Below are 23,790 nucleotides of genomic sequence, written 5' to 3' on the forward strand. Positions count from 1 at the left end.
GATAACTCGACGCCGCGTACCTGCGTTTTTAGGCAGTGATCCAGGAGAGCAAGACGACAATGGCTGAGCAACCGACGAGCCCGACGAAGACGCGGACACGCTTCGAGGACATCCAGGCGCACTACGACGTCTCCGACGATTTCTTCGCCCTGTTCCAGGACCCGAGCCGGACCTACAGCTGCGCGTACTTCGAGCCGCCCGATCTGACCCTCGAAGGGGCCCAGTACGCCAAGATCGATCTCAACCTGGACAAGCTGGACCTCAAGCCGGGCATGACGCTGCTGGACATCGGCTGCGGCTGGGGCACCACCATGAAGCGCGCGGTCGAGCGGTTCGACGTCAACGTCATCGGCCTGACGCTGTCCAAGAACCAGCACGCCCGCTGCGAGCAGGTGCTGGAGGCACTCGACACCGACCGCTCGCGCGACGTGCGGCTGCACGGCTGGGAGGACTTCACCGAGCCCGTGGACCGGATCGTGTCGATCGAGGCCTTCGAGCACTTCGGGCACGAGAACTACGACGACTTCTTCAAGCGATGTTTCGACGTCATGCCCGAGGACGGCCGGATGACCGTCCAGAGCAGTGTCAGCTATCACCCCTTCGACATGGCCGCCCGCGGCAAGAAGCTGACCTTCGAGACGGCTCGCTTCATCAAGTTCATCGTCACCGAGATATTTCCGGGCGGACGGCTGCCGTCCACCGAGATGATGGTGGACCACGGCAGGAAGGCTGGTTTCGTTGTCCCCGAACCGCTTTCGCTGCGACCGCACTACATCAAGACGCTGCGCATCTGGGGCGACACCCTGGAGTCCAACAGGGACAAGGCCATCGAGGTCACCTCCGAAGAGGTCTACGACCGGTACATGAAGTACTTGCGCGGCTGCGAGCACTACTTCTCCGACGAGATGCTCGACTGCAGCCTGGTGACCTACCTGAAGCCGGCCGCCGCCTGATTTCGTGGCGGGTGTCGGATTGGGGCTGCGGCGTTCGTCGGATAGGTAGAGAGTGGAGCACAGGGCTTCGCTCCCTGTCCGGAGGTGACGAATATGCAGTACTTGGCGCTGTTGATCAGCGAAGAGCGGGAGCTCACTCCCGACGAGCGGTCCGCGGGGATGGCCGCCTATCAGAACTTCCACGCCAAGGCGGCCCCAGCGATCCGGGGCGGTGATGCGCTGTTGCCGACGGCGGCCGGTGTGCGCATCGCCGGGGGGCCCGACGCGCCGGTGGTGACCGACGGCCCGTTCGCCGAGGCCGCCGAGGTGGCTTGCGGATACTACGTGTTCGAAGCGGACAACCTCGATGATGCGCTGGCGCTGGCCCGCGACATCCCCGCCGCCCAGCACGGCGGCATCGAGGTCTGGCCGATCGTCCACGCGTTCGATCCCGAGTGGTCGGGCCGCGGCGCCCACTGGCTGGCGCTGCTGCAGGAGCCGCCGGCGTCCGCCTTTGTCCCCGGCACGCCGGAGTGGGAGGCGGAAGCGGCGCGGCACGGTGAATTCGCCGCGGCCGCAGGCGATCACATCGTCGGCGGCGCCGCGTTGCGCGAGTCGGCGACGGCGACCACGGTGCGCGTCCGCGACGGCCAGGCGCTGTTGACCGACGGGCCCTACGTGGAGGGAGCCGAGATCGCCACCGGCTTCTATTTGCTCGACGCCACCGATCGTGACGAGGCGGTCAAGCTGGCCGCGATGATCCCCGCCTCGTCCGTGCAGCTGCGCCGGCTGGCGGGGGTCTCCGGCCTGTAGCGCATGGCCGACCTGGACGGCGTCTTTCGGCGGGAATGGGGCCCGGCCGTGGCCGCGCTGGCGCGCTGGTCGGGCGACCTCACCGTCGCCGAGGACGCCGTCCAGGAAGCCTGCGCCGAGGCGCTTCGCACCTGGCCCGGCGACGGTGTGCCCGACCATCCCGGCGGCTGGCTGGTGACCGTCGCCCGCAACCGCGCGCGGGATCGGCTGCGCCGCGAATCTGTCCGTCCCGGAAAGGAATCAGCGGCCGTCATGGACGACATCCGGGCGCGCACCGAGGCCACCGACCCGCATCCGGTCCTCGACGACGAGCTGCGGATGATGTTCACCTGCGCGCACCCGGCGCTCGACCGGCAGTCACAGCTGGCGCTCACGCTGCGGCTGGTGTCCGGGCTGACGGTCGGCGAGATCGCCCGCGCGCTGCTGCAGACCGAGGCGGCCATCGGCCAGCGGATCACGCGCGCCAAGAACAAGATTCGGCACGCCAACATCCCGCTGCGGGTGCCGCCCGCCGAGCTGTTGCCCGAGCGCACACCCCACGTGCTCGGCTGCATATACTCGGTGTTCACCGAGGGGTATTGGTCGACGGCCGGCCCGTCGGCGATTCGCGACGAACTGTGCGACGAAGGCGTCCGGCTCGCCGGGGAGCTGTGCGCGCTGATGCCGGGCGAACCGGAGGCACACGCCCTGGCGGCCCTTGTGCTGCTGCACGATTCGCGGCGAGCGACCCGGGTGGACGACGACGGGGCGCTGGTGCCGCTGGAGGAACAGGACCGCCGCCGGTGGGACCGCGGCCGCATCTTTCGTGGGCTGGAGCGGCTGCGGCGGGCGCGGGGATCGGCGGGCCCCTACCTGCCGCAGGCGGTGATCGCCGCGGTGCACGCGACCGCGCCGTCCTGGGAACAGACCGACTGGCCGACCATCTGCGCGGCCTACGACCTGCTGGTGCGGATGACGGACTCGCCGGTGGTGCGCGCCAACCGCGCGCTGGCGGTCGGTTTCCGCGACGGCCCCGACGCCGGCCTGGCCGCCCTGGACACGGTGGCGAACGATCCGCGGCTGGGCCGCTCGAATCTCGTCGCGACGGTGCGCGCCGATCTGCTGCGGCGCGCGGGGCGGCCCGCCGAAGCGGTCACGTGGTATCGAACGGCGTTGGAGTCCAACGGTTCCGAGCCGGGCCGCGACTTTCTGCGGCGGCGCATCGCCGAGTGCGGCGGCTAGCCGCCCTGCCCGCGAGCAGACACAGAATCGCACGCCAGGTGCCCTGGCGGTGCGAGTCTGTGTCTGCTCGCGCGGGGGAAAATCAGGCCTCGGCGAAGTTGCGGGTGACCGACGGGTCGACCGGAATGCCCGGGCCCGTCGTCGTCGACACCGTGATCTTCTTCAGGTACCGGCCCTTCGACGACGACGGCTTGAGCCGCAGCACCTCGTCGAGGGCGGCGCCATAGTTCTCCGCCAGGTTCTTCTCGTCGAACGACGCCTTGCCGATGACGAAGTGCAGGTTGGCCTGCTTGTCGACGCGGAAGTTGATCTTGCCGCCCTTGATGTCCGACACGGCCTTGGCGACGTCGGGGGTCACGGTGCCGGTCTTGGGGTTCGGCATCAGGCCGCGCGGGCCCAGGATGCGGGCGATGCGGCCGACCTTGGCCATCTGGTCGGGCGTGGCGATCGCCGCGTCGAAGTCCAAGAACCCGCCCTGGATCTTCTCGATCAGGTCGTCGCTGCCGACAACATCAGCCCCCGCGGCGACGGCGGCATCCGCCTTGTCGCCCACGGCGAACACCGCGACCCGGGCGGTCTTGCCGGTGCCGTGCGGCAGGTTGACCGTGCCGCGGACCATCTGGTCGGCTTTGCGCGGGTCCACGCCGAGCCGGATCGCCACCTCGACGGTGGCGTCCTGCTTGGTCGACGACGTCTCCTTGGCGAGCTTGGCCGCCTCCAGCGGGCTGTACAGGTTGTTGCGGTCCACCTTCTCGGCGGCGGCGCGAAATGCCTTGCTGTTCTTGCTCATTGATTCATCCAATCCGGTGTTGGGTCGTGGTTAGCGGGCCGAAGCTGGCCCTCCCACGGTTGGAGTTGCTACTCGACGGTGATGCCCATCGACCGGGCGGTGCCGGCGATGATCTTGGCGGCGGCGTCGATGTCGTTGGCGTTGAGGTCGGCCTTCTTGGTCTCGGCGATCTCGCGCACCTGGTCCCAGCTGACCTTGGCGACCTTGGTCTTGTGCGGCTCCGCGGAGCCCTTGCCCACGCCGGCGGCCTTGAGCAGCAGCTTGGCGGCGGGTGGGGTCTTGAGCGCGAAGGTGAAGCTGCGGTCCTCGTAGACCGTGATCTCCACCGGGATGACGTTGCCGCGCTGGTTTTCCGTGGCGGCGTTGTACGCCTTGCAGAACTCCATGATGTTGACGCCGTGCTGGCCGAGCGCGGGTCCGACCGGCGGAGCAGGGTTGGCCTGTCCCGCCACGATCTGCAGCTTGATCAGCCCGACGACTTTCTTCTTCGGGGCCATGAGATGTTGATGTTCCTTCTCTCGGGGTTAAAGGGGGTTAGATCTTGGAGACTTGGCTAAAGGTGAGTTCGACGGGGGTTTCCCGGCCGAAGATCGACACCAGCACCTTGAGCTTCTGCTGCTCGCCGTTGACCTCGCTGATGGTGGCCGGCAACGTGGCGAACGGCCCGTCCATCACCGTCACCGATTCACCCACCTCGTAGTCGACCTCGACGGTCGGACGTTCCAGCCCGCCCGCCTCGGTGGCGGTGGCGGCGCTGGCCGCGCCCTTGGCGGCCTTCTTCGTCGCCCCGCGCGGCAGCAGGAACTTCACCACGTCGTCGAGCGCCAGCGCCGACGGGCGCGACGTCGCGCCGACGAACCCGGTGACCCCGGGGGTGTTGCGCACCGCGGCCCACGAGTCGTCGGTCAGGTCCATGCGCACCAGGATGTAGCCGGGCAGCACCTTGCGGTTGACCTGCTTGCGCTGGCCGTTCTTGATCTCGGTGACCTCTTCGGTGGGCACCTCCACCTGGAAGATGTAGTCGCCCACGTCCAGGTTCTGCACGCGGGTTTCCAGGTTCGCCTTCACCTTGTTCTCGTATCCGGCGTACGAGTGGATGACGTACCAGTCGCCGGGCTTGCTGCGCAGCTCCGCCTTCAGCGCCGCGGCCGGGTCGACCTCCTCGGCCGGCTCCGCTACGTCGACCGCTTCGCCCGCGGACGTGTCACCGTCGAAGGTAGTCACGGCTATCAGTCCTCCCTGTCACTCTCAAAGCTCAGCCGAACACCAGCAGCACCAGCTTGGCCAGGCCGAAATCCGCCCCGCCGACCAGCGCCACCATGAAGGCCAGAAAGGCCAGCACCACCGAGGTGTAGGTGAGCATCTGCTTGCGGTTCGGCCAGATCACCTTCCGCATCTCCGCAACGACCTGCTTGAGGTAGTTGTAGACGAACACGACCGGATTGGGCGGACGGTCCCCGGCTTTCTTCGGCTTCTTGGCCGCCTTAGCGGTCTTACCCCGCTTGCGCCCCTTCTTGGCCGCCCGGCCCTTCTTGGCCTTGCCCTCCTCGGCGGCCTCGGCCTCGTCCGGTGACTCCACGTCGACAGCCGAGGTCGAGTCGTCGGCGTCGGCCACGCGCTGCCGCGACCTCTTGCCGGTGGGCCGCTGCGGCCGCAGCACGGGCTCTGTCACCACGGCCGTCCGACCGCCGCTCCCGCGGCTCTCCTCGGTGTCGCCGCCGTCGCGTGCGGCGTCGTTGGCTGCACCGATATCGGGGCCCTCGTCGCTCACCGCATGCTCCTTTGTTTGCTGGTGCCCCACGGGCCGTGCCACCGCGATGGGGGCACTCTTCCAGTGTCCACCACGGCACCATACCCATGGTCGTCTTCAGCAGGGGCGACAGGACTTGAACCTGCAACCTGCGGTTTTGGAGACCGCTGCTCTGCCAGTTGAGCTACGCCCCTTCGCGGTTGGCAGGCCAACCTGCGCTTACCTGCCGGGGCTTACATGACACGCGCGCCCCCCGATTGTTCGAATCCCGGAAAGCGCGCTGATGCTGGGAAAACCCCGAGGTCCGAGTGTACTCGATTCCACTCCAGCGCAGGAAATCAGATGCTCGCTACGAGGTTCTGACGACCTGTCCGGATTCCTTGTCCCATCTGAGCTGGATGGACTCGTCACCCTGGTGGCCCATCAGGGTGGTGTAGGACTCGATCACCACCTCGCCGTCGTCGTTGGTGCAGATGTTCTTGGTGACGACGATGTCGGCGCCGAAACGCTCGTCCACCGAGTAGATGTCCATCCTGGCCCACAGCTTGTCGCCGGCCAAGATCGGCTTGTAGAAGACGAACCGCTGGTCGACCTGGACGATTTGCATGGTTTCCATGCCGACGTCGACGTTCCGGAAGAAGTCGGACTGGACAAGTTTCGCCAGTATCGACACGAACGTCATCGGCGCGACGATGCTGCCATAGCCGAGTCCGGCGGCCGCGTCCTCGTCGTAACAGGCCGGATCCTCGTACTTGATGGCTTGCGCAAACTGACGGAGCTGTTCGCGGCCCACGACGAAGTAGTCCGGGTACCGCCAGACCATCCCGCGGATGTCGGTCTTGAGAGCCATAAACCTACGCCCGTCTACGCCAGCTTCGCCGACGCGATGGCCCGCCCGAAGATCTTCTTGCCCCCGGTGGTGGCCGTCAGCGCGATGGTCACCGACTTGCTCTCCGGATCGACCGACTTCACCCGGCCGCTGAAGACGAGCTCGGCGCCCTTCCCGTCGTTGGGCACCGGCACCACGGCGGTGAACCGCACGTTGTACTCGGTGACCGCACCGGGATCGCCGACCCACGCGGTGACGTAGCCGCCGCCGATGCCCATGGTCAGCATCCCGTGGGCGATCGCGGTGTCGAGCCCGACGACCTTGGCGATCTCGTCGTCCCAGTGGATCGGGTTCAAGTCACCGGAGACCCCCGCGTAGTTCACCAGATCCTGGCGGGTCAGCGGGTAGGTCTTCTCGGGAAGCTGGTCGCCCACTTTGACCGAACTGAACTCACGCAGTGGCATCAGAAAATCCCTCTTCTCCATCTTCGCCGACACGGCCCGCCAGGGTCGTGTAGGTCTCCTGCACGATGTCACCGGCTTCATCGGTGATGATGTTCTTGGTCACGATGATCTGGGTGCCGTGCGCCTGACGCACCGAATCCACGTACACGTCGCAGTAGAGCCTGTCGCCCGCCACGATCGGCTTCGAGAAATTCAGCACCTGGTCGACCTGGACGATCTGCGCGTCCTCAACCGCGATGTTGGCGTATTTGAAAAACGCCGACTGGGCCTGGTAGCCGAACACGCAGATGAACGTCAGCGGGGCCAGCAGACCCTTATAGCCGAGTTCGGCGGCCGCGTCCTCCTCGAAGAACGGGGTGTCGTCGTTTTGCACGGCAACGGCGTACTCGCGGATCTTCTCCCGCTCCACCTCGTAGTAGTCGGGATACCGGTAATGCATCCCGACGAGGTTTGTGGTCAGCGGCACGGGTCTAGAACCTACCTAGTCAACCTGAATAAGCCTTGGCGGGTTGACCTAGCGTGTCTCGCGGTGCGCCTGGTGCTTGCCACAATTCGGGCAGAACTTCTTCAGCTCCATCCGGTCGGGATCGTTGCGGCGGTTCTTCTTGGTGATGTAGTTACGGTGCTTGCACACCTCGCATGCCAAGGTGATCTTCGGCCGCACGTCGGTACTGGAAGCCATGACGGTTCTCTCTCACATCTCTCGGGTGTGCCTTGTTGTGTTGTAGCGATGGCCGGACTCGAACCGGCGACCTAACGATTATGAGTCGTTCGCTCTAACCGACTGAGCTACATCGCCTCGGGCCACCCCGTGTTGGGTTCGGGGGCGTCCGCCGAGCCCCCTAACGGAATCGAACCGTTGACCTTTTCCTTACCATGGAAACGCTCTACCGACTGAGCTAAGGGGGCCGTTCACCCAAGCGACAGTCGCGCCGCGGGGCCTAAAAGAGGGTACAGCCTGGCGCGCAGCGTCACCAAACCAGCGACGCGGCCCGGGGCGGCAAGTGAAAAAGTTTGCGACGGGCGGGGGCGCTCATCCGCTGTCGCTGCCGCGGGGTTGCCACGCGCTGAGGTCGCTGAACTCGTCGTACTCGCCGTCGGTCTGATCCTCGGAGCCGGCCTCGCCGAGCAGGGCCCGCAACGCGAGATGGACGGCCTCGCGGGTGTCGGCCAGATGGAACCGATGTATCGCCTCTTGGACCAGGTCGTCGTCGATTTCGATCTCGACCCTCTTCTTCATGTGCCAACAATACCCACTGCCGAACCGATGCGCGGCGGCCAGTTTTCGCGACAGGCCCGCGACAGGCCATAGTCTGGTCGGGTGTCACAGGACCGGCTGTACTTCCGTCAACTGCTCTCCGGTCGCGATTTTGCCGCCGGCGACATGTTCGCGACGCAAATGCGCAACTTTGCCTACCTGATCGGCGATCGTCAGACCGGCGACTGCGTCGTGGTCGACCCGGCGTACGCCGCCGGCGATCTGCTCGACACGCTCGAGGCCGACGACATGCGCCTGTCCGGGGTGCTGGTGACCCATCACCATCCCGACCACGTGGGCGGTTCGATGATGGGGTTTGAGCTGAACGGCCTGGCCGAGCTTCTGGAGCGGGCACCCGTGCCCGTGCACGTGAATACCCATGAGGCCCTTTGGGTTTCGCGGGTCACCGGGGTCGGCCTCGGCGACCTGACCACCCATGAGGGCCACGACAAGGTCAGCGTCGGGGACATCGAAATCGAACTGCTGCACACTCCGGGTCACACGCCCGGCAGCCAGTGCTTCCTGCTGGAGGGCCGCCTGGTCGCCGGGGACACCCTGTTCCTGGACGGCTGCGGGCGCACCGACTTCCCGGGCGGCGACTCCGACGAGATGTACCGCAGCCTGCGGCGGCTCGCCGCGCTTCCCGGTGACCCGACAGTGTTTCCGGGGCACTGGTATTCGGCCGAGCCGAGCGCGTCGCTGTCGGAGGTCAGGCGTTCCAACTACGTGTATCGCGCCGCCGATCTTGATCAGTGGCGAATGTTGATGGGCGGCTGAGCCACGCCATTTTGTGATCACCGATTGTGCGCCCAGCGAAATTCTCGGCCGAAGACCACTGTGATATAAGCGGAAGGGTGGATTCAATGGGGTGGATCCAGGGCGGCTGGCACGGGGTCACCAATGTTGGGTCCAGCACCTGGTTATCGTGGGCGGCGTGGGCCGCGATTTTGCTGGGGGTCGTCGCGCTGCTCTTCGCAAACCGGCAGGTCAAACTGAACCGCCGGTTGGCCGCCGAGCAGGTCAGGCCGCACGTCGCGATGTTCATGGAACCGCACCCCGCCGACTGGCACGTGATCGAACTCGTGGTCAGGAATTTCGGGCGGACCGCGGCCTACGACATACGGTTCTCCTTTCCGAACCCGCCGACGGTCGCCGAATACGAAAGCGCCGCCGACGGCTACGCCGACGTCGTCGAACTGCGGCTGCCCCGCGAGTTGCCGGTGCTGGCGCCGGGCCAGGAATGGCGCATGGTGTGGGATTCGGCGCTCGACCGCGCCGAAATCGGAGGCGGCATCGAGTCCCGCTTCACCGGGACCGTGGTCTACCACGACCGCCCCGACAAGCCGCGCGGTTGGCGGTTCTGGCGGCGCGATCGCCCGGCGCTGCGGACCGATGTGGTGCTGGACTGGGATGCCCTGCCGCCGGTTCAGCGCATCGAGTTGATGACGACCCACGACCTGGCGAAGCGGGAAAAGCAAAAGCTGGAGCTGCTGCGCGGCGTGCTGACCTACTTTCACTACGCGAGCAAGGAAACGCGTCCCGACGTGTTCCGCAGCGAGATCGAACGCATCAACGGCGCCGTGCAGGAGACCCAGGACAGGTGGCGCACCCGGGTGCTCGACCAGCCCACCGACGTCAGCGTGCGGTGGGGTAACGCCCAAACCGATCTGGGCAAACATCGCGGCCAGCAGGCCTGATGGGCAAGGAGCAACCTATGAGCGGCCCGGTCCTCTACAGCCACAAGGATTCCATCGCGGTCATCCGGATGGACGACGGCAAAGTCAATGCGCTGGGCCCGACGATGCAACAGACCCTCAACGAGGCGATCGACCGGGCCGACGGCGACAACGTCGGCGCGCTGGTGATCACCGGGAACGAGCGGGTGTTCAGCGGCGGGTTCGACCTGAAGATCCTGACCTCCGGCGAGGTGCAGCCCGCGATCGACATGCTCAGGGGCGGCTTCGAGCTGGCGTATCGGCTCTTGACCTATCCCAAGCCGGTGGTGATGGCGTGCACCGGGCATGCCATCGCGATGGGCGCCTTCCTGTTGTCGTCCGGCGACCACCGGGTGGCCGCGCACGCCTACAACATCCAGGCCAACGAGGTTGCGATCGGGATGACCATCCCGTACGCGGCCCTGGAGATCATGAAGCTGCGGCTGACGCGGTCGGCCTACCAGCAGGCCGTCGGGCTGGCCAAGACGTTCTTCGGTGAAACCGCCCTCGCCGCGGGCTTCGTCGACGAGATCGTGTTGCCCGAGATGGTGGTGAACCGCGCCGAGGAGGCCGCGCGCGAATTCGCCGGCCTGCACCAGCACGCCCACGCCGCGACCAAGCTGCGCGCCCGCGCCGACGCGCTGAAGGCCATCCGCGCCGGCATCGACGGGATGGAAGCCGAGTTCGGGCTGTAGGGAGAAGGCGATGCGGTTGCCCGGGCAACCGCCTCACCCTCGTGTCGCCTCCTCCAATTTCGAAGTGTGGCACGCCAACGCCGGGCCGTCACTTCACCCTGGTGGGCGACCCGATCGCCGTCAACCGGCCCAGCGGAAGCGCTTGAGATAGGCCGGCCAGTCCCACGTCGACAGGAACTCCTGCGTCGCCTCATACCCCTTGTCGTAGAGCTCCTCCAGGCGCGCCGCCGGGGCATCGAAGTCGAGCACGCCCACGTTGGTCGATTCGACGACGATCGCACGGGTTGAGACCCATGGGTGGTTGAGGTGGGTCTGGTCGTGCCCCGCCAGCATGGTGGTGAGCAGGCTTTCCAACAATGCCGTCTGTTCAAAGAAGCGCAGGGGTTTCAGCGCGGGCATCACCGCACCGATGCCCTCGGTCGGCCTCGGTAGGACCGTGATCCCGAACGTCGGCCAGCGTGGTGATTTGCCGTCGGGCCGGTCGAAGGTGTCGATCGGAAAATTCGACAGCACGCCGCCGTCGACGAGGGTGGATGTCGCCCCGCTGACGCCGGTCAGCTTGACCGGGCGGTAGAAGAACGGGATCGCCATCGAAGCGCGGACCGCCTCGGCGACCGGCTGCTCATCGGGGTCCAGCCCGTAGAGCCGCCGGTAGTCCCACGGCAGTCTCACCAGCTGGGCCGCGGTCAAGTCGGCGACGGTGGTCACCAGCTTGTAGTGCCGTCCCCCGATCAGGTAGGCGTCGTCGAGAAGCAGGTCACCGAAGGTGGTGACGCCCAGGTTCTTCAGCTCGCCCCGAATCCAGTCGTGGGCGACGTCACCCCGATACATGCTCGTTTCCCGCACCAGTCCCCACGCGGCACCGAGGTAGGGGACGGGTCCCGCGTCGCGCCACTTGCGCAGCGGCACCGAGAAGGCGAGTTCCTTGACCTCCGCGCCGGTCAGCTGGCCCTCTTTGGACCCGGCCGCCAAGATCGCCGCGACCACCGAGCCGGCCGACACGCCCGACACTCTCTTGATCGAATATCCGGCATCCATCAGCGCGACGATGGCGCCCACCAGGCCGATGAACTTGACGCCACCGCCGGAGAGCACGAGATCCACGGATTTCGGCTGTTCCGCCTTGACCGCCATCTAGTTCTCCGCCGAAACCCATTGGTAGGGAAGGAATTTCCCGTCGAAGGTCACCACGACCCGGTCGCCGGAGGGGTGCGGCTTTTTCTGCAGGTCGACGCTGAAGTTGATGGCGCTCATGATGCCGTCGCCGAACTGCTCGTGGATCAGCTCCTTGATGGCGCCGCCGTACACCTGAAGGGCCTCGTAAAAACGGTAGACGGTCGGGTCGGTCGGCACGGCGGTGGGCAGGCCGCCGCGCATGGGCGGCGCCGCCAGCACGGGCACCGCCGACTCGTCGAGGCCGAGCATCGCGGCGAGCACCTTGCCGAGCTCGGCGGGAATCGGCTGCTGGCCGAGCAGCGCCGACGTGGTCCACACCACCGGCCTGTCGATGGCGTCGGCCAGCTCCTGCCAGCTCAGTCCCTTCGCCAGCCGCGCGACGACGATCCGCTCGGTGAGTTCGTTTCTGTTCATCGTCCCAGCATGCCCGCCCGGTCACGCCGGCTTCGTCGCGGTGACCAGGCGCGTGGAGAACCAGGGGCCGCCGTACCACATGCGCCATCCGAGGTTGCGGCGCTTCACGTTTCGCCAGCCCAGGTCGCGCAGATGTTCGGCGTGCTGACGGGTCTCCCACAGGTCCGCGATGGCGAGGCGACCACCCGGCCGCAGCACGCGGACGGCCTCGTCCAGCGCCTGTCGCCGGCCCTCGCTGGTCGGGATGTTGTGGATGGCCAGGCTGCTGACGATGACGTCGACGCTCGCGTCGGGCAACGGCAGAGCGGTCATGTCGGCGGTGTGCACCTCGACGCGGTCGGCGACGTTCTCCAACGCCGCGTTGGCCAACGTCGCCTGCTCCGAGTTGTCGGTCTGGTCGGCGTGCCACAGATCGACGCCTATCGCCCGGCCCCGCGGCAACCGCTTGGCCGCGGCGAGCAGCACCGCGCCGCGCCCGCATCCGAGGTCGAGCACGGTCTCGTCGCCCTGCAGCCGAAGGTCGTCGAGGATGCGGTCCCACACCACGAACTTGCCGGAGCGCGTTGCGTAGGCGTACCAGACGGTCGTCGCGATCATCATCCCGGCCGACGTGCCCGCGAGCGCCGCCGTCACCCGCTTGCCGCGTGCCCAGCTGATGCCCGCCCACACCGCCAGGGCGGCGGCCTGGGCGCCGATGCCGATCGCCTGGCCGCGCGCCGAGATGGTGTGGAATGACCCGTCGATTCCGTAGTCGCCCCGATGATCGTGCACGATCACGAGCTTACGACTCGACACGGCGTCGTCCCCGCCTGTCGGTGGGGCGTTCTATGGTGACACCGCAATGGCCCTCCACCTCCACCGCGCCGAGCGCACCGACCTGCTTGCCGACGGGCTCGGCGCCCTGCTGGCCAGCCCGCCGGCCGACCCGTTCGCCGAGGAGCTGGTGCTGGTGCCCGCGCGGGGGGTGGAGCGCTGGCTGAGCCAGCGGCTCTCGCACGTGCTGGGCAGCAAGCCGGGCGACGGCGACGGGGTCTGTGCGGCGGTGGCCTTCCGCACCCCCGGCTCGCTGATCGCCGAGATTTCCGGGGCGGCCGACGACGATCCGTGGTCGCCGGACGCCCTCGTGTGGCCGCTGCTGGACGTCATCGACCGCTCGTTGGACGAACCCTGGTGCCGCACGCTGGCAACGCATGTGGGCCACTTCGACACGGGTCCCGAGGCCGAATTGCGGCGCGGCCGGCGCTATTCGGTGGCGCGCCGGCTGGCCGGGCTGTTCGCCTCGTATGCCAGGCAGCGGCCGCGGCTGCTGGCCGACTGGCTGGACGGCGACCCGGGCGACCTCGACGCCGACCTGGCCTGGCAGCCGCCGCTCTGGCGCGCGCTGGCGTCCGCCGTCCCCGCCGATCCCCCGCACGTCCGCCACCACAACACGGTTGCCCGGCTGCGTGAGGGCCCGTCCGACCTGCCGGCGCGGCTGTCGCTGTTCGGGCACACCCGGTTGGCGCGCACCGACGTGGAGCTGCTCGACGCGCTGGCCGCCCACCACGATCTGCACCTGTGGCTGCCGCACCCCAGCGACGAGCTGTGGCGGGCGCTCGCCGGCCCGCATGGCGCGGTGGCGCGACGCGACGACACCAGCCGGCACGCGGCCAAACATCCGCTGCTGGAGACCCTGGGCCGCGACCTGCGCGAGCTGCAGCGCGCGCTGCCGGCCACCCGCGCGACCGACGAATTCATCGGCGGCGCAACCAAACCCGACACGCTGCTGGGCTGGCTGCAATCCGATATCGCCGCCAACGCGGTCGGGCCCAACGGCCGCGGGCTCGCCGACGGCGACCGGTCGGTGCAGGTGCACAGCTGTCACGGGCCGGCGCGGCAGGTCGACGTGCTGCGCGAGGTCCTGCTGGGCCTGCTGGAGGACGACCCGACGCTGGAACCCCGCGACATCGTGGTGATGTGCCCCGACATCGAAACCTACGCGCCGCTGATCGTCGCCGGCTTCGGGCTCGGGGAGACCGCCGGCGACGGCCACCCGGCGCACCGGCTGCGGGTCAGGCTCGCCGACCGCTCCCTGACGCACACCAACCCGCTGCTCGGTGTGGCGGCCGAGCTGCTGGACATCGCGGACGGCCGCGCCACCGCCACCCAGCTGCTCAACCTCGCGCAGGCGGCGCCGGTGCGGGCGCGCTTCGGGTTCACCGACGACGACCTCGACGAGATCACCGACTGGGTCCGGGAAGCCAACATCCGGTGGGGATTCGACAAAGAACATCGCGCGCCGTACGGGCTGGACCACATCGTCCACAACACCTGGCGCTTCGGGCTGGACCGCATCCTCACCGGCGTCGCGATGTCCGACGACTCGCGGGCCTGGCTGGGCACCGCGCTGCCGCTCGACGACGTCGGCAGCGACCGGGTGGAGCTGGCCGGCCGCCTGGCCGAATACGTCGACCGGCTGCGCCATATCGCCGAAAGGCTCAGCGGCACAAGGCCGTTGACCGAGTGGCTCGACACCCTGACCGAGGGAGTCGGCCTGCTCACCGAATCGGCGGACGCCTGGCACGAGGCGCAGCTGCACTCCGAATTCGCCGACGTCGTCGAGCAGGCCGGAGGCCGCACCTCGACGCCGCTGCGGCTCCCCGACATACGCACGTTGCTGTCCGCCCGCCTGGCGGGCCGCCCGAGCCGGGCCAATTTCCGCACCGGCACGCTGACCGTGTGCACGATGGTGCCGATGCGTTCGGTGCCGCACCGGGTGGTGTGCCTGGTCGGTCTGGACGACGGGGTGTTCCCGCGCCTCAGCGCCCCCGACGGCGACGACGCGCTGGCCCGAGAGCCGATGACCGGTGAGCGCGACATCCGTTCCGAGGACCGGCAATTGCTGCTCGACGCCGTCTGCGCGGCCACCGAGACGCTGGTGATCACCTATACCGGCGCGGACGAGCACACCGGTCACGAGCGTCCGCCCGCGGTGCCGCTCGCGGAGCTGCTCGACGCGCTGGATCAGACCACGGAATCGCCGGTGCGCGAACGGATCCTGATCCAGCACCCGCTGCAGCCGTTCGACCGCCGCAACGTCGTGCCCGGCGCGCTGGTGCCCGACAAGCCGTTCACGTTCGACCCCACCGCGCTGACCGCGGCCCGGGCCGCCGCCGGCACACGCCGCGCGCCTCGGCCCTTGATCACCGACCGGCTGCCCGCGCCGCCTCCCGATGACATCACCCTGGCCGACCTGCTCGACTTCTTCAAGGACCCGGTCAGGGGCTTCTTCCGGGCGCTGGACTACACCCTGCCGTGGGACGTCGACACGGTCTGCGACGCGATGCCCGTCGACATCGACCCCCTGCAGGAGTGGACCGTCGGCGACCGCATGCTGCACGACATGCTGCGCGGCATGGGCGATGACGCGGCGGCCCGGTTCGAGTGGCGGCGCGGCACACTGCCGCCGGACCGGCTGGGCTGGCGCAAGGCAAAGGAGATCCGCGACAGGGCGGGGCGATTGGCGGTCGCCGCCGGACGCCACCAACGAGGGGACTCCACGGCTCACGATGTCGCTGTCACCCTGGGTGACGGCCGCCGCGTCACCGGCACGGTCAATCGGGTGTTCGACAACCGCATCGTTGAGGTCACCTACTCGAGGCTTACGCCCAAACACAAACTGCTGACCTGGATTTCGCTGGTCACGCTCGGCGCCGCCAGCCCGGGCCCCGACTGGACGGCCGTCTACGTGGGGCGCGGCGCCAAGGACACCATCGAGGAGTGCTGCCTGCGCGCGCCGCCCGATGCGCTGGCCGTCCTCGCCGGCCTGGTGACGCTGTTCGACGCCGGCCGACGGGAGCCGTTGCCGTTGCCGCTGAAGACGTCCTACGCGTGGGCCGAAAGGCGCCACAAGGGCAAGGACCCGGTGGGATACGCGCGCAGCAAGTGGGAGAGCAACAACTTTCACGACGGCGAAGACCGCGAGCCCGCGCACGCCAGGGTGTGGGGATTCAAGGCGCCATTCGACGTGCTGCTGGCCGCGCCCCGCCCCGGTGAAGAAATGCCCGGCGAAGATACTCGGCTGGGCGCGCTGGCGGCCCGGCTGTGGCCGCCGGTGCTGGCCGCCGAGGGAAGGCCCGGCTGATGGATCGCTTCGACCTGTTGGGGCCGCTGCCCCGGGAGCGCTCCACCACCGTGCTGGAGGCCAGCGCCGGCACCGGAAAGACATTCGCGCTGGCCGGACTGGTCACCCGCTATCTCGCCGAGACCGACGTCACCCTCGACGACATGCTGCTGATCACGTTCAACCGCAACGCCAGCCGCGAGCTTCGGGAACGCGTCCGCGGCCAGATCGTCGAGGCGCTGTCCGCGTTGGAGGGCCACGCGCCGGCCCGCAGCGACCTGGTCGAGCATCTGGTGCGCGGCGGCGACGTGGCCATGCGGGCGCGGCTGCGCGACGCGCTGGCCAACTTCGACGCGGCCACCATCGCCACCACCCACGAGTTCTGCGGACGGGTCCTGAAATCGCTTGGCGTGGCCGGTGATACCGCCGCCGACGTGAGGCTGCAGGAAAGCCTCGACGACCTGGTCACCGAGATCGTCGACGACCTGTACCTCGCCCGCTTCGGGCGCCACGAAGACGACCCGGTGCTGAGCTACCGGCAGGCGCTCGACCTCGCCCGGGCGGTCGTGAACGACCCCTGCGCGCAGCTGCGCCCGGTCAATCCCGACCCGGACGGCGAAGCCGGCGCCCGGCTCCGGTTCGCCGGCGACGTGTGCGCCGAGCTCGATCGGCGCAAGCGGCGGCTACGCATACTCGGCTACGACGACCTGCTCACCCGGCTCGCGAAAGCCCTTGAAGCAGAAGACTCCCCGGCCCGCGACCGGATGCGGCGGCGCTGGCGAATCGTGCTGGTCGACGAGTTCCAGGACACCGACCCCATCCAGTGGCGCGTCCTGGAACGCGCGTTCGGCGGGCACGCGACGCTGATCCTGATCGGCGACCCCAAGCAGGCCATCTACGGGTTCCGCGGCGGCGACATCCACACCTACCTAATGGCCGCTCGCTCCGCCGCCGGTCGCTACACGCTGGGCATCAACTGGCGCAGCGACCGGCCGCTCGTCGACGCCCTGCAAACGGTGCTGAAGGGCGCGGCGCTGGGCCACCCCGAGATCGTCGTGCACGACATCGACGCCCACCACGACGGGCAGCGGCTGGCCGGGGCGCCGCACAACGCGCCGTTTCGGCTGCGCGTCGTCAAACGCCCCACCCTGGGCCATGGCGCCGTCTCGGGCACCGACACCATCCCGATAGACAAGTTGCGCCGGTACATTCCGTCCGATCTGGCGGCGGACGTCGCCGCGCTGCTGGCCGGCGACGCGACCTACGACGGCCGTCCGGTGCGGGCCGGGGACATCGCGGTGATCGTCGAGCAGCACGTCGACGCCCGGGCGTGCCGGGATGCGTTGGCGGCGGCCGGGATTGCGGCCGTCTACACCGGCGACACCGACGTGTTCCAGTCTCAGGCCGCCAAGGACTGGCTGTGCCTGCTGGAGGCCTTCGACGCCCCACAGCGCAGCGGTCTGGTCCGCGCCGCCGCGTGCACGATGTTCTTCGGGGAAACCGCGGAAACCCTTGCCGCCGAGGGCGACGCGCTCACCGACCGCGTGGCCGGCACGCTGCGGCAGTGGCTCGACTACGCGCGCGAGCGCGGGATAGCGGCGGTTTTCGAGGCCGCGCAGCGAAACGGCATGGGGCGACGCGTGCTCGCCCAGCACGGCGGCGAGCGGCACATGACCGACCTGGCGCACATCGCCGAGCTGATGTACGAGACCGCGCATCGCGAGCGCTACAGCCCGCCCGCGCTGCGGGATTGGCTGCGCCGCCAGTGTGACAATCGCACCCGTGCGCGCGAGCACAATCGGCGCCTGGACAGCGACGCCGCCGCGGTGCAGATCATGACCGTGTTTGTGGCCAAGGGACTGCAGTTTCCGATCGTGTACCTGCCGTTCGCATTCAATCGCTATGTCCGCAGCGACGACATCCTGCTCTACCACGAGGACGACACCCGTTGCCTCTACATCGGCGGCAAAAACGACAGCCCCGAACGCGAGACGGCCAAACGGCTGAATCTGCTCGAGGACGCCCAAGACAACCTCCGCACCACCTACGTCGCGCTCACCCGGGCGCAATCCCAGGTGGTCGCGTGGTGGGCGCCCACCAAATACGAAGTAAGCGGCGGACTTTCACGCCTGCTGCGCGGCCGCGGCGTCGGCGAGTCGGGGGTGCCGGATCGGTGCGGGCCGGATATCACCGACGAGGACGCCTGGGCGGTGTTCAAACGGTGGGAGGCGGTCGGCGGTCCGTCGGTGGAGGAATCGGTGATCGCCACACCACCGGCCGGCCACGCGCCCGAACCGCCGCCCGACTTCGCGGTGCGGCATTTCCACCGCACCATCGACACCTCCTGGCGGCGGACCTCGTATTCCGCGCTGGTGCGTGGCGCCGAAGAGGTGGCGGTCCGGGTGATCAGCGAACCCGAGGTGGGCGTGCGCGACGACGAGGTGGAAGCGGTCGTCGTCGCGGCGCCGGCGCCCGAACATTCGGTCGCGTCACCGCTGGCGGCCATGCCCGCCGGCGCGGCGTTCGGTTCCCTGGTGCACGCGGTGATGGAGACCGCCGATCCCGGTGTCCCCGACCTGCCCGCCGAGCTCGAGCGGCAGGTGCGACGGCACCGCGCATGGTGGCCGGTCGACGTCGACGCCGCCGAGCTGGCCGCCGCGTTGGTGCCGATGCATGACACACCGCTGGGCCCGCTGGCGGAAGGCGTGACGCTACGGCGGATCGGCGTGCGGGATCGGCTGCGCGAGCTGGGATTCGAGATCCCGTTGGCCGGGGGTGATCGGCGCGGCCCCGCTCCGCATGTGACGGTGTCCGACGTCGGCGAACTGCTGCGGTTGCACCTGCCCGCCGCCGACCCGCTGGCGCCGTACGCCGACCGGCTGATGTCCGCCGGGTTGGGCGACCAGTCGCTGCGCGGGTATTTGGCCGGGTCGATCGACGTCGTGCTGCGGCTGCCCGGTCAGCGTTACCTGGTCGTCGATTACAAGACCAACCACCTCGGTGACACCGCCGCCGATTACGGCTTCGCGCGCCTGACCGAGGCCATGCTGCACTCCGACTACCCGCTGCAGGCGCTGTTGTATACCGTTGTGCTGCATCGGTTCCTGCGCTGGCGGGTGTCGGACTACGATCCGGCGCGGCATGTGGGCGGGGTTCTGTACCTGTTCGTGCGGGGCATGTGCGGTGCCGACACCCCGGTCCACGACGGACACCCGGCCGGCGTGTTCGGCTGGAACCCGCCGCCCGAGCTGGTGGTGGCGCTGTCGGATCTGCTCGACGCGGGGAGGCGGGCGGCATGACGGCGGCGGATGTCAAGGTCGCCCTCACCGGTGTCGGCCTGCTGCGCGCCTTCAACGAGGCCGGTGTGCTGGACGTCTCCGATGTGCATGTGGCGGAACGTGTTTGCGTACTGGGTGAGGAGCCCGACGAGCGGGTGGCGCTGGCCGTGGCCCTGGCGGTGCGCGGGCTGCGCGGGGGGTCGGTGTGCGTGGACCTGGCTGCGGTCTCGGAGGTTGCGAGCGCCGGCGACCTGCCGTGGCCGGAGCTTGCGGCGTGGCTGGCGGCGGTGCGGGCGAGCCCATTGCTCGGTGGGCCGGCGGTGCTGCACCTATATGACGATCGGCTGCTCTACCTCGACCGGTATTGGCTCGAGGAGACGCAGGTGCGCGACGACGTGCTGGCGCTGCTGGCGTCCGGGCCGGCAGGAGAGTTGCCCGCCTCAGAGCGACTTTTTCCCGCCGAGTATGGGGAGCAGCGCCAGGCCGCCGAAATCGCGCTGTCGCAGGCGGTCACGGTGCTCACGGGCGGGCCCGGCACCGGCAAGACGACCACGGTCGCGCGGCTGCTGGCGCTGGCGGCCGAGCAGGCGGAGTCGGCCGGTGGGCCGCGGCCCCGCGTCGCGCTGGCGGCCCCGACCGGCAAGGCGGCCGCGCGGCTGCAGGAGGCGGTGACGCACGAAGTGGCCAAGCTTTCCGCCGCCGACCGGGAGCGACTGGGCGAACTGCGTGCCGTGACGCTGCATCGGTTGCTCGGCCCCAAGCCAGGTACCTCGGCGCGGTTTCGGCATGATCGCGGAAATCGGTTGCCGCATAACGTGATCGTGGTCGACGAGACATCCATGGTGTCGCTGACGCTGATGGCGCGGCTGCTGGAGGCGGTCCGCCCGGACGCCCGGCTGGTGCTGGTCGGTGATGCCGACCAGCTGGCGTCGGTGGAGGCAGGTGCGGTGCTGGCCGACCTCGTGGACGGCCTGTCGGCCCGGGACGACGTGCGGGTGGCGACGCTGCGGACCTCGCACCGGTTCGGGAAGTCGATCGGTGCGCTCGCCGACGCGATCCGCGTCGGCGATGCGGACCGCGCGCTGGCGCTGCTGCGCTCGGGTGACGAACACATCGAGTATCTCGAGTCCGGCGACAGTGACGACCCGGCCCCGCGGTTGCGCTCGATCGTGCTGCCGCACGCGTTGCGGCTGCGCGAAGCCGCCGCGCTGGGCGCCGTCGACGTCGCGCTGTCGACGCTGGACGAGCACCGGTTGCTGTGCGCCCACCGGCGGGGGCCTTTCGGTGTGGCGCACTGGAACGGATTGGTGCAGAAGTGGATTGCCGAGGAGACGGGCCAGCCGGCGTGGTCGCAGTGGTACGCGGGACGCCCGCTACTGGTGACGGCGAACGACTACGGGCTGCGCGTCTACAACGGCGACACCGGCGTAACCGTGGCCGGCGCCGAAGGTCTGCGCGCCGTCATCGACACCGCGACCGGGCCGCTCGACTTCGCGACCAGCCGCCTCGGTGACGTCGAGACGATGCATGCCATGACGATCCACAAAAGCCAGGGCAGCCAGGCCGACGAGGTGACGGTGCTGCTGCCGCAGGAGGATTCGCGGTTGCTGACGCGGGAGTTGTTCTACACGGCGGTGACGCGGGCGAAGGCCAAGGTGCGTGTCGTTGGTTCCGAGGCGTCGGTACGGGCCGCGGTCGGGCGTCGGGCGTTGCGCGCGACGGGGTTACGGCAGCGGCTACAGTGAGCGCACGTCCTCGGAGGTCACGACCCTCCCGACGCTCACCAGAGGCAACCCCGTCCTCGGGTCCGTAGAGATCGCGACGGCGCTGCCGGAACCCAGGCCGCGCCGAATCAGGTCGGCGACGGTTTCACTCAGCGTGCGGTGGGTGTCTCGCGCGATTGCGAGTGCCTGTTTGTGCAGGTCGGCTGGGAGGTTGATGGTGGTGCGCACACCCAATTTTAGCATCGCTGCGCCATGATGCGTCGATCGCGCGCGTCGACGAAGCGAGCCCACTCGGCCAGGGTGTTTGACGAATTCGCCCGACAGCCGCGCCGAGCGTGAAGTCAGGGCGGGAAAAGGGCGAATTTCTCGCCCTGAGAACACGTTCGGCGCGAAAGGGGACTACTAGTTCTGGATCTTGAAGGCGGCATATCGTTCATGCCTGCCTTTGACGACTTTCCGGTCCGAGATAATGACAGCGCGTCCCTTTGGGGTCTGACACACCGGTCCGGCGACGGTGCGGAAGAATCGCGGTCAACATGGTCGACAGCGACGGTTCCCCACCGACATCCCGACGGCGCCACGTCGTGCGGCTCGCCGTGTTCGCCTGCTTCCTGCTCGTGCTGTTCTACCTGGTGGCCGTCGCGCGAGTCATCGATGTCGAGGAGGTGCGGCGAACGGTCTCGGCGACGGGACCGGCGGCGCCACTGGCCTACGTCGCGGTGTCGGCCGTCCTCGGCGCGTTGTTCGTGCCGGGCCCGATCCTGGCCGCGGGCAGCGGGCTGCTGTTCGGTCCGTTGCTCGGCATCTTCGTGACGCTGGGCGCGACCGTGGGCACCGCGCTCGTCGCGAGCTTCGTCGGCCGTCGGGCCGGCCGGGACAGCGCGCGCGCCCTGCTCGGGACGACACGCGCGGAGCGCATCGACGCGCTGATCGAACGACGCGGGCTGTGGGCGGTCGTGGGTCAGCGCTTCATCCCGGGCATATCGGACGCGCTCGCGTCCTACGCGTTCGGCGCCTTCGGAGTTCCGCTGTGGCAGATGGCCATTGGTGCGTTCATCGGTTCGGTGCCGCGGGCGTTCGTCTACACCGCGCTGGGCGCCTCGATCGGGAGCCGGTCGGCGCTGTTGGCATACGCGGCGATCGCGGTGTGGTGCGTGACCGCCATCGTCGGTGCGTTCGCCGCGCGGCGCGGATACCGGAAATGGCGTGAGCACGCCGGCCGTGACGGAACGAGCTGATTCAGCGGCGTCGGCATTTGCCTACCGGCGACTTGTCGAGCCCGACGGATCCGCGATAACTAGGCCGACAAATCCGCAGTGACCCTCTGGACAAATCGGCAGCACAGATACGGACAAATCGGCAGTGTATTCTGTCTAGATGGTCGTCGTAGAACGCGCGATCGCCCCGTCGGTACTGGCCGCCCTCTCCGACACCCCGGTTGTCGTGGTCAACGGCGCTCGTCAGGTCGGAAAAACCACACTCGTTGCGCGACTTGACTATCCAGGGTCCAGCGAAGTCGTCTCCCTCGACGACGCCGCCAACCGTGACGCCGCTCGCGAGGATCCCCGCGCATTCGTATCCCGGCCAGTGGACACCCTCGTGATCGACGAGGCACAGCTCGAACCCGGCCTGTTCCGGGCGATCAAGGCCGAGGTTGACCGGGATCGTCGGCCCGGCCGCTTCCTGCTCACCGGTTCGGCGCGGCTGCTCTCCGCCCCTGATATGGCCAACGCGCTGGTCGGTCGGGTCGAGATCATCGAGCTGTGGCCGTTCTCGCAAGGCGAGCGCGCCGGATTCGCGGACCACTTCGTCGATCTGCTGTTCACCGCGCCGCGCGAGCTGGTCCACGGCTCGGATATGCGGCGCGCCGATCTGGTCGAACGGATCGCCACCGGAGGCTTCCCCGATGTCGTCGCCCGTTCACCGTCGAGGCGCCGCCCCTGGTTCGACAACTATCTCGCCACCGCGACCCAGTCGGTCATCCGTGAGCTTTCAGCGATCGAACGGCTCGCCGAAATCCCGCGATTGCTCCGGCTGTGCGCCGCACGGACCGGTGCCGAACTCAACGTGAGCGCGCTCGCCAACGAGCTGTCGATCCCGGCCCGCACGACCGACGGCTATCTGGCCTTGCTGGAAGCGGCCTTCCTCATCCACCGGGTGCCAGCCTGGTCGACCAACCTGAGCCGCAAGGTCATTCGCAGACCCAAGCTGGTCGTCTCCGACAGCGGCCTGGCATGTCACTTGCTCGGCGTTACCGGTGCGACGCTGGATCGTCCCGGCGGGCCGCTCGGCCCACTCCTCGAGACGTTCGTGGCCAACGAGATCCGCAAGCAACTCACCTGGTCGGCCGAGCCGGCGAGTCTGTGGCACTTTCGCGACCGCAGCGGTGCAGAAGTCGATCTGGTGCTCGAACACTCCGACGGTCGCGTCTGCGGCATCCAAGTCAAGGCCACCAGCACACCGCGCGCCGAGGACCTGCGTGGTCTGCGCTATCTCGCCGACAGGCTCGGTGACCGGTTCCAGTTCGGCGTCCTGCTGACCGCCGCGCCGGAAGCCACGCCGTTCGGCCCGAAGCTTGCGGCGTTACCGGTCAGTGCGCTCTGGACGCGCTGAATTCCCACCGGGCCTG

The 23,790-nt window shown here is 68.6% G+C and carries 24 protein-coding genes and 3 tRNA genes; 11 read left to right on the forward strand and 16 right to left on the reverse strand.

The annotated features are described in order from the left end of the window. The first annotated feature begins 59 nt into the window (after nt 1–59). The 3 genes from mmaA4 to G6N25_RS06050 all read left to right on the forward strand — a co-directional run bounded on the left by mmaA4 (nt 60) and on the right by G6N25_RS06050 (nt 2,966). Complete coding sequence (gene mmaA4, locus G6N25_RS06040; RefSeq protein ID WP_083074029.1) at nt 60–953, forward strand: hydroxymycolate synthase MmaA4; 894 nt, start codon at nt 60–62, stop codon at nt 951–953. 93 nt (nt 954–1,046) lie between these two features. Continuing rightward, the gene (locus G6N25_RS06045) at nt 1,047–1,745 is read left to right on the forward strand and encodes a YciI family protein (RefSeq protein WP_083073991.1); all 699 of its coding nucleotides are present in this window, start codon (nt 1,047–1,049) and stop codon (nt 1,743–1,745) included. Nucleotides 1,746–1,748: 3 nt separating this feature from the next. Next, nucleotides 1,749–2,966 carry an RNA polymerase sigma factor gene (locus G6N25_RS06050; protein ID WP_083073992.1) on the forward strand — a complete coding sequence of 406 codons (1,218 nt, stop codon included), beginning with the start codon at nt 1,749–1,751 and terminating at the stop codon, nt 2,964–2,966. Between the two features lie 82 nt (nt 2,967–3,048). Here G6N25_RS06050 and rplA read toward each other — a convergent pair whose 3' ends face one another. The 12 genes from rplA to G6N25_RS06110 form a co-directional block, all read right to left on the reverse strand. Then, nucleotides 3,049–3,756, reverse strand: coding sequence for a 50S ribosomal protein L1 (gene rplA, locus G6N25_RS06055; protein ID WP_083073993.1), 708 nt, complete (start codon nt 3,754–3,756; stop codon nt 3,049–3,051). Nucleotides 3,757–3,824: 68 nt separating this feature from the next. Beyond that, entirely contained in the window at nt 3,825–4,253 is a 429-nt protein-coding gene (gene rplK / locus G6N25_RS06060) for a 50S ribosomal protein L11 (protein ID WP_083073994.1), read from the reverse strand. Nucleotides 4,254–4,290: 37 nt separating this feature from the next. Continuing rightward, nucleotides 4,291–4,980, reverse strand: coding sequence for a transcription termination/antitermination protein NusG (nusG, locus tag G6N25_RS06065; RefSeq protein ID WP_083073995.1), 690 nt, complete (start codon nt 4,978–4,980; stop codon nt 4,291–4,293). Between the two features lie 31 nt (nt 4,981–5,011). Then, nucleotides 5,012–5,527: a preprotein translocase subunit SecE gene (gene secE / locus G6N25_RS06070; RefSeq protein ID WP_083074030.1), complete on the reverse strand. Its 516-nt coding sequence runs from the start codon at nt 5,525–5,527 to the stop codon at nt 5,012–5,014. Nucleotides 5,528–5,627: 100 nt separating this feature from the next. Next, nucleotides 5,628–5,700, reverse strand: a tRNA-Trp gene (locus tag G6N25_RS06075). Between the two features lie 155 nt (nt 5,701–5,855). After that, complete coding sequence (gene hadC / locus G6N25_RS06080; RefSeq protein WP_083073996.1) at nt 5,856–6,356, reverse strand: (3R)-hydroxyacyl-ACP dehydratase subunit HadC; 501 nt, start codon at nt 6,354–6,356, stop codon at nt 5,856–5,858. 14 nt (nt 6,357–6,370) lie between these two features. After that, a complete protein-coding gene (hadB, locus tag G6N25_RS06085; protein WP_083073997.1) occupies nt 6,371–6,799 on the reverse strand; it encodes a (3R)-hydroxyacyl-ACP dehydratase subunit HadB in 429 nt (142 codons plus the stop codon). Next, nucleotides 6,786–7,238 carry a (3R)-hydroxyacyl-ACP dehydratase subunit HadA gene (gene hadA, locus G6N25_RS06090; protein ID WP_276004267.1) on the reverse strand — a complete coding sequence of 151 codons (453 nt, stop codon included), beginning with the start codon at nt 7,236–7,238 and terminating at the stop codon, nt 6,786–6,788. The genes hadB and hadA overlap by 14 nt, the downstream gene beginning before the upstream one ends. A 75-nt stretch (nt 7,239–7,313) precedes the next feature. Beyond that, the gene (rpmG, locus tag G6N25_RS06095; RefSeq protein ID WP_007167776.1) at nt 7,314–7,481 is read right to left on the reverse strand and encodes a 50S ribosomal protein L33; all 168 of its coding nucleotides are present in this window, start codon (nt 7,479–7,481) and stop codon (nt 7,314–7,316) included. Nucleotides 7,482–7,524: 43 nt separating this feature from the next. Then, nucleotides 7,525–7,598 (reverse strand) — tRNA-Met (locus G6N25_RS06100). A gap of 37 nt (nt 7,599–7,635) precedes the next feature. After that, nucleotides 7,636–7,708, reverse strand: a tRNA-Thr gene (locus tag G6N25_RS06105). A 124-nt stretch (nt 7,709–7,832) separates the two neighbouring features. Beyond that, the gene (locus G6N25_RS06110; protein WP_083073999.1) at nt 7,833–8,039 is read right to left on the reverse strand and encodes a type II toxin-antitoxin system VapB family antitoxin; all 207 of its coding nucleotides are present in this window, start codon (nt 8,037–8,039) and stop codon (nt 7,833–7,835) included. An 81-nt stretch (nt 8,040–8,120) separates the two neighbouring features. Here G6N25_RS06110 and G6N25_RS06115 point away from each other — a divergent pair, with 81 nt between their 5' ends. From G6N25_RS06115 to G6N25_RS06125, 3 genes are all read left to right on the forward strand, one after another. Beyond that, nucleotides 8,121–8,834, forward strand: a complete 714-nt coding sequence (locus G6N25_RS06115; protein WP_083074000.1) for an MBL fold metallo-hydrolase — start codon at nt 8,121–8,123, stop codon at nt 8,832–8,834. An 86-nt stretch (nt 8,835–8,920) separates the two neighbouring features. Further along, complete coding sequence (locus tag G6N25_RS06120; protein ID WP_083074001.1) at nt 8,921–9,754, forward strand: hypothetical protein; 834 nt, start codon at nt 8,921–8,923, stop codon at nt 9,752–9,754. A gap of 17 nt (nt 9,755–9,771) precedes the next feature. Continuing rightward, nucleotides 9,772–10,467 (forward strand): crotonase/enoyl-CoA hydratase family protein, encoded by a 696-nt coding sequence (locus tag G6N25_RS06125; protein ID WP_083074002.1) that lies wholly within the window; start codon nt 9,772–9,774, stop codon nt 10,465–10,467. A 120-nt stretch (nt 10,468–10,587) separates the two neighbouring features. Here the strand turns inward: G6N25_RS06125 and G6N25_RS06130 are convergent, their stop codons facing one another. Genes G6N25_RS06130 through G6N25_RS06140 form a run of 3 tightly spaced genes read right to left on the reverse strand, consistent with a single transcriptional unit; the run spans nt 10,588 to nt 12,828 of the window. Then, nucleotides 10,588–11,601 (reverse strand): patatin-like phospholipase family protein, encoded by a 1,014-nt coding sequence (locus G6N25_RS06130; protein WP_083074003.1) that lies wholly within the window; start codon nt 11,599–11,601, stop codon nt 10,588–10,590. Further along, nucleotides 11,602–12,057: a cyanase gene (cynS, locus tag G6N25_RS06135; protein ID WP_083074004.1), complete on the reverse strand. Its 456-nt coding sequence runs from the start codon at nt 12,055–12,057 to the stop codon at nt 11,602–11,604. Between the two features lie 21 nt (nt 12,058–12,078). Next, nucleotides 12,079–12,828: a class I SAM-dependent methyltransferase gene (locus tag G6N25_RS06140; protein ID WP_083074031.1), complete on the reverse strand. Its 750-nt coding sequence runs from the start codon at nt 12,826–12,828 to the stop codon at nt 12,079–12,081. A 70-nt stretch (nt 12,829–12,898) separates the two neighbouring features. Between G6N25_RS06140 and recC the strand changes: the two genes are divergently transcribed. The 3 genes from recC to recD are packed head-to-tail and all read left to right on the forward strand — an operon-like array spanning nt 12,899 to nt 21,182. Beyond that, nucleotides 12,899–16,180 (forward strand): exodeoxyribonuclease V subunit gamma, encoded by a 3,282-nt coding sequence (gene recC / locus G6N25_RS06145; RefSeq protein ID WP_083074005.1) that lies wholly within the window; start codon nt 12,899–12,901, stop codon nt 16,178–16,180. Further along, nucleotides 16,180–19,458: an exodeoxyribonuclease V subunit beta gene (gene recB, locus G6N25_RS06150; protein ID WP_083074032.1), complete on the forward strand. Its 3,279-nt coding sequence runs from the start codon at nt 16,180–16,182 to the stop codon at nt 19,456–19,458. Before recC ends, recB begins: the two co-directional genes overlap by 1 nt. Then, complete coding sequence (gene recD / locus G6N25_RS06155; protein WP_083074006.1) at nt 19,455–21,182, forward strand: exodeoxyribonuclease V subunit alpha; 1,728 nt, start codon at nt 19,455–19,457, stop codon at nt 21,180–21,182. Before recB ends, recD begins: the two co-directional genes overlap by 4 nt. Here the strand turns inward: recD and G6N25_RS06160 are convergent. Continuing rightward, the gene (locus tag G6N25_RS06160; protein WP_083074033.1) at nt 21,174–21,389 is read right to left on the reverse strand and encodes an antitoxin; all 216 of its coding nucleotides are present in this window, start codon (nt 21,387–21,389) and stop codon (nt 21,174–21,176) included. The genes recD and G6N25_RS06160 overlap by 9 nt on opposite strands. A gap of 308 nt (nt 21,390–21,697) precedes the next feature. Here G6N25_RS06160 and G6N25_RS06165 point away from each other — a divergent pair, with 308 nt between their 5' ends. Together G6N25_RS06165 and G6N25_RS06170 are read left to right on the forward strand one after the other, a co-directional pair. Then, the gene (locus G6N25_RS06165) at nt 21,698–22,399 is read left to right on the forward strand and encodes a TVP38/TMEM64 family protein (protein WP_083074007.1); all 702 of its coding nucleotides are present in this window, start codon (nt 21,698–21,700) and stop codon (nt 22,397–22,399) included. Between the two features lie 139 nt (nt 22,400–22,538). Beyond that, the gene (locus tag G6N25_RS06170) at nt 22,539–23,774 is read left to right on the forward strand and encodes an ATP-binding protein (RefSeq protein ID WP_083074008.1); all 1,236 of its coding nucleotides are present in this window, start codon (nt 22,539–22,541) and stop codon (nt 23,772–23,774) included. Nucleotides 23,775–23,790 lie beyond the last annotated feature (16 nt).

This window comes from Mycobacterium heidelbergense, from assembly GCF_010730745.1.
GTDB lineage: Bacteria > Actinomycetota > Actinomycetes > Mycobacteriales > Mycobacteriaceae > Mycobacterium > Mycobacterium heidelbergense.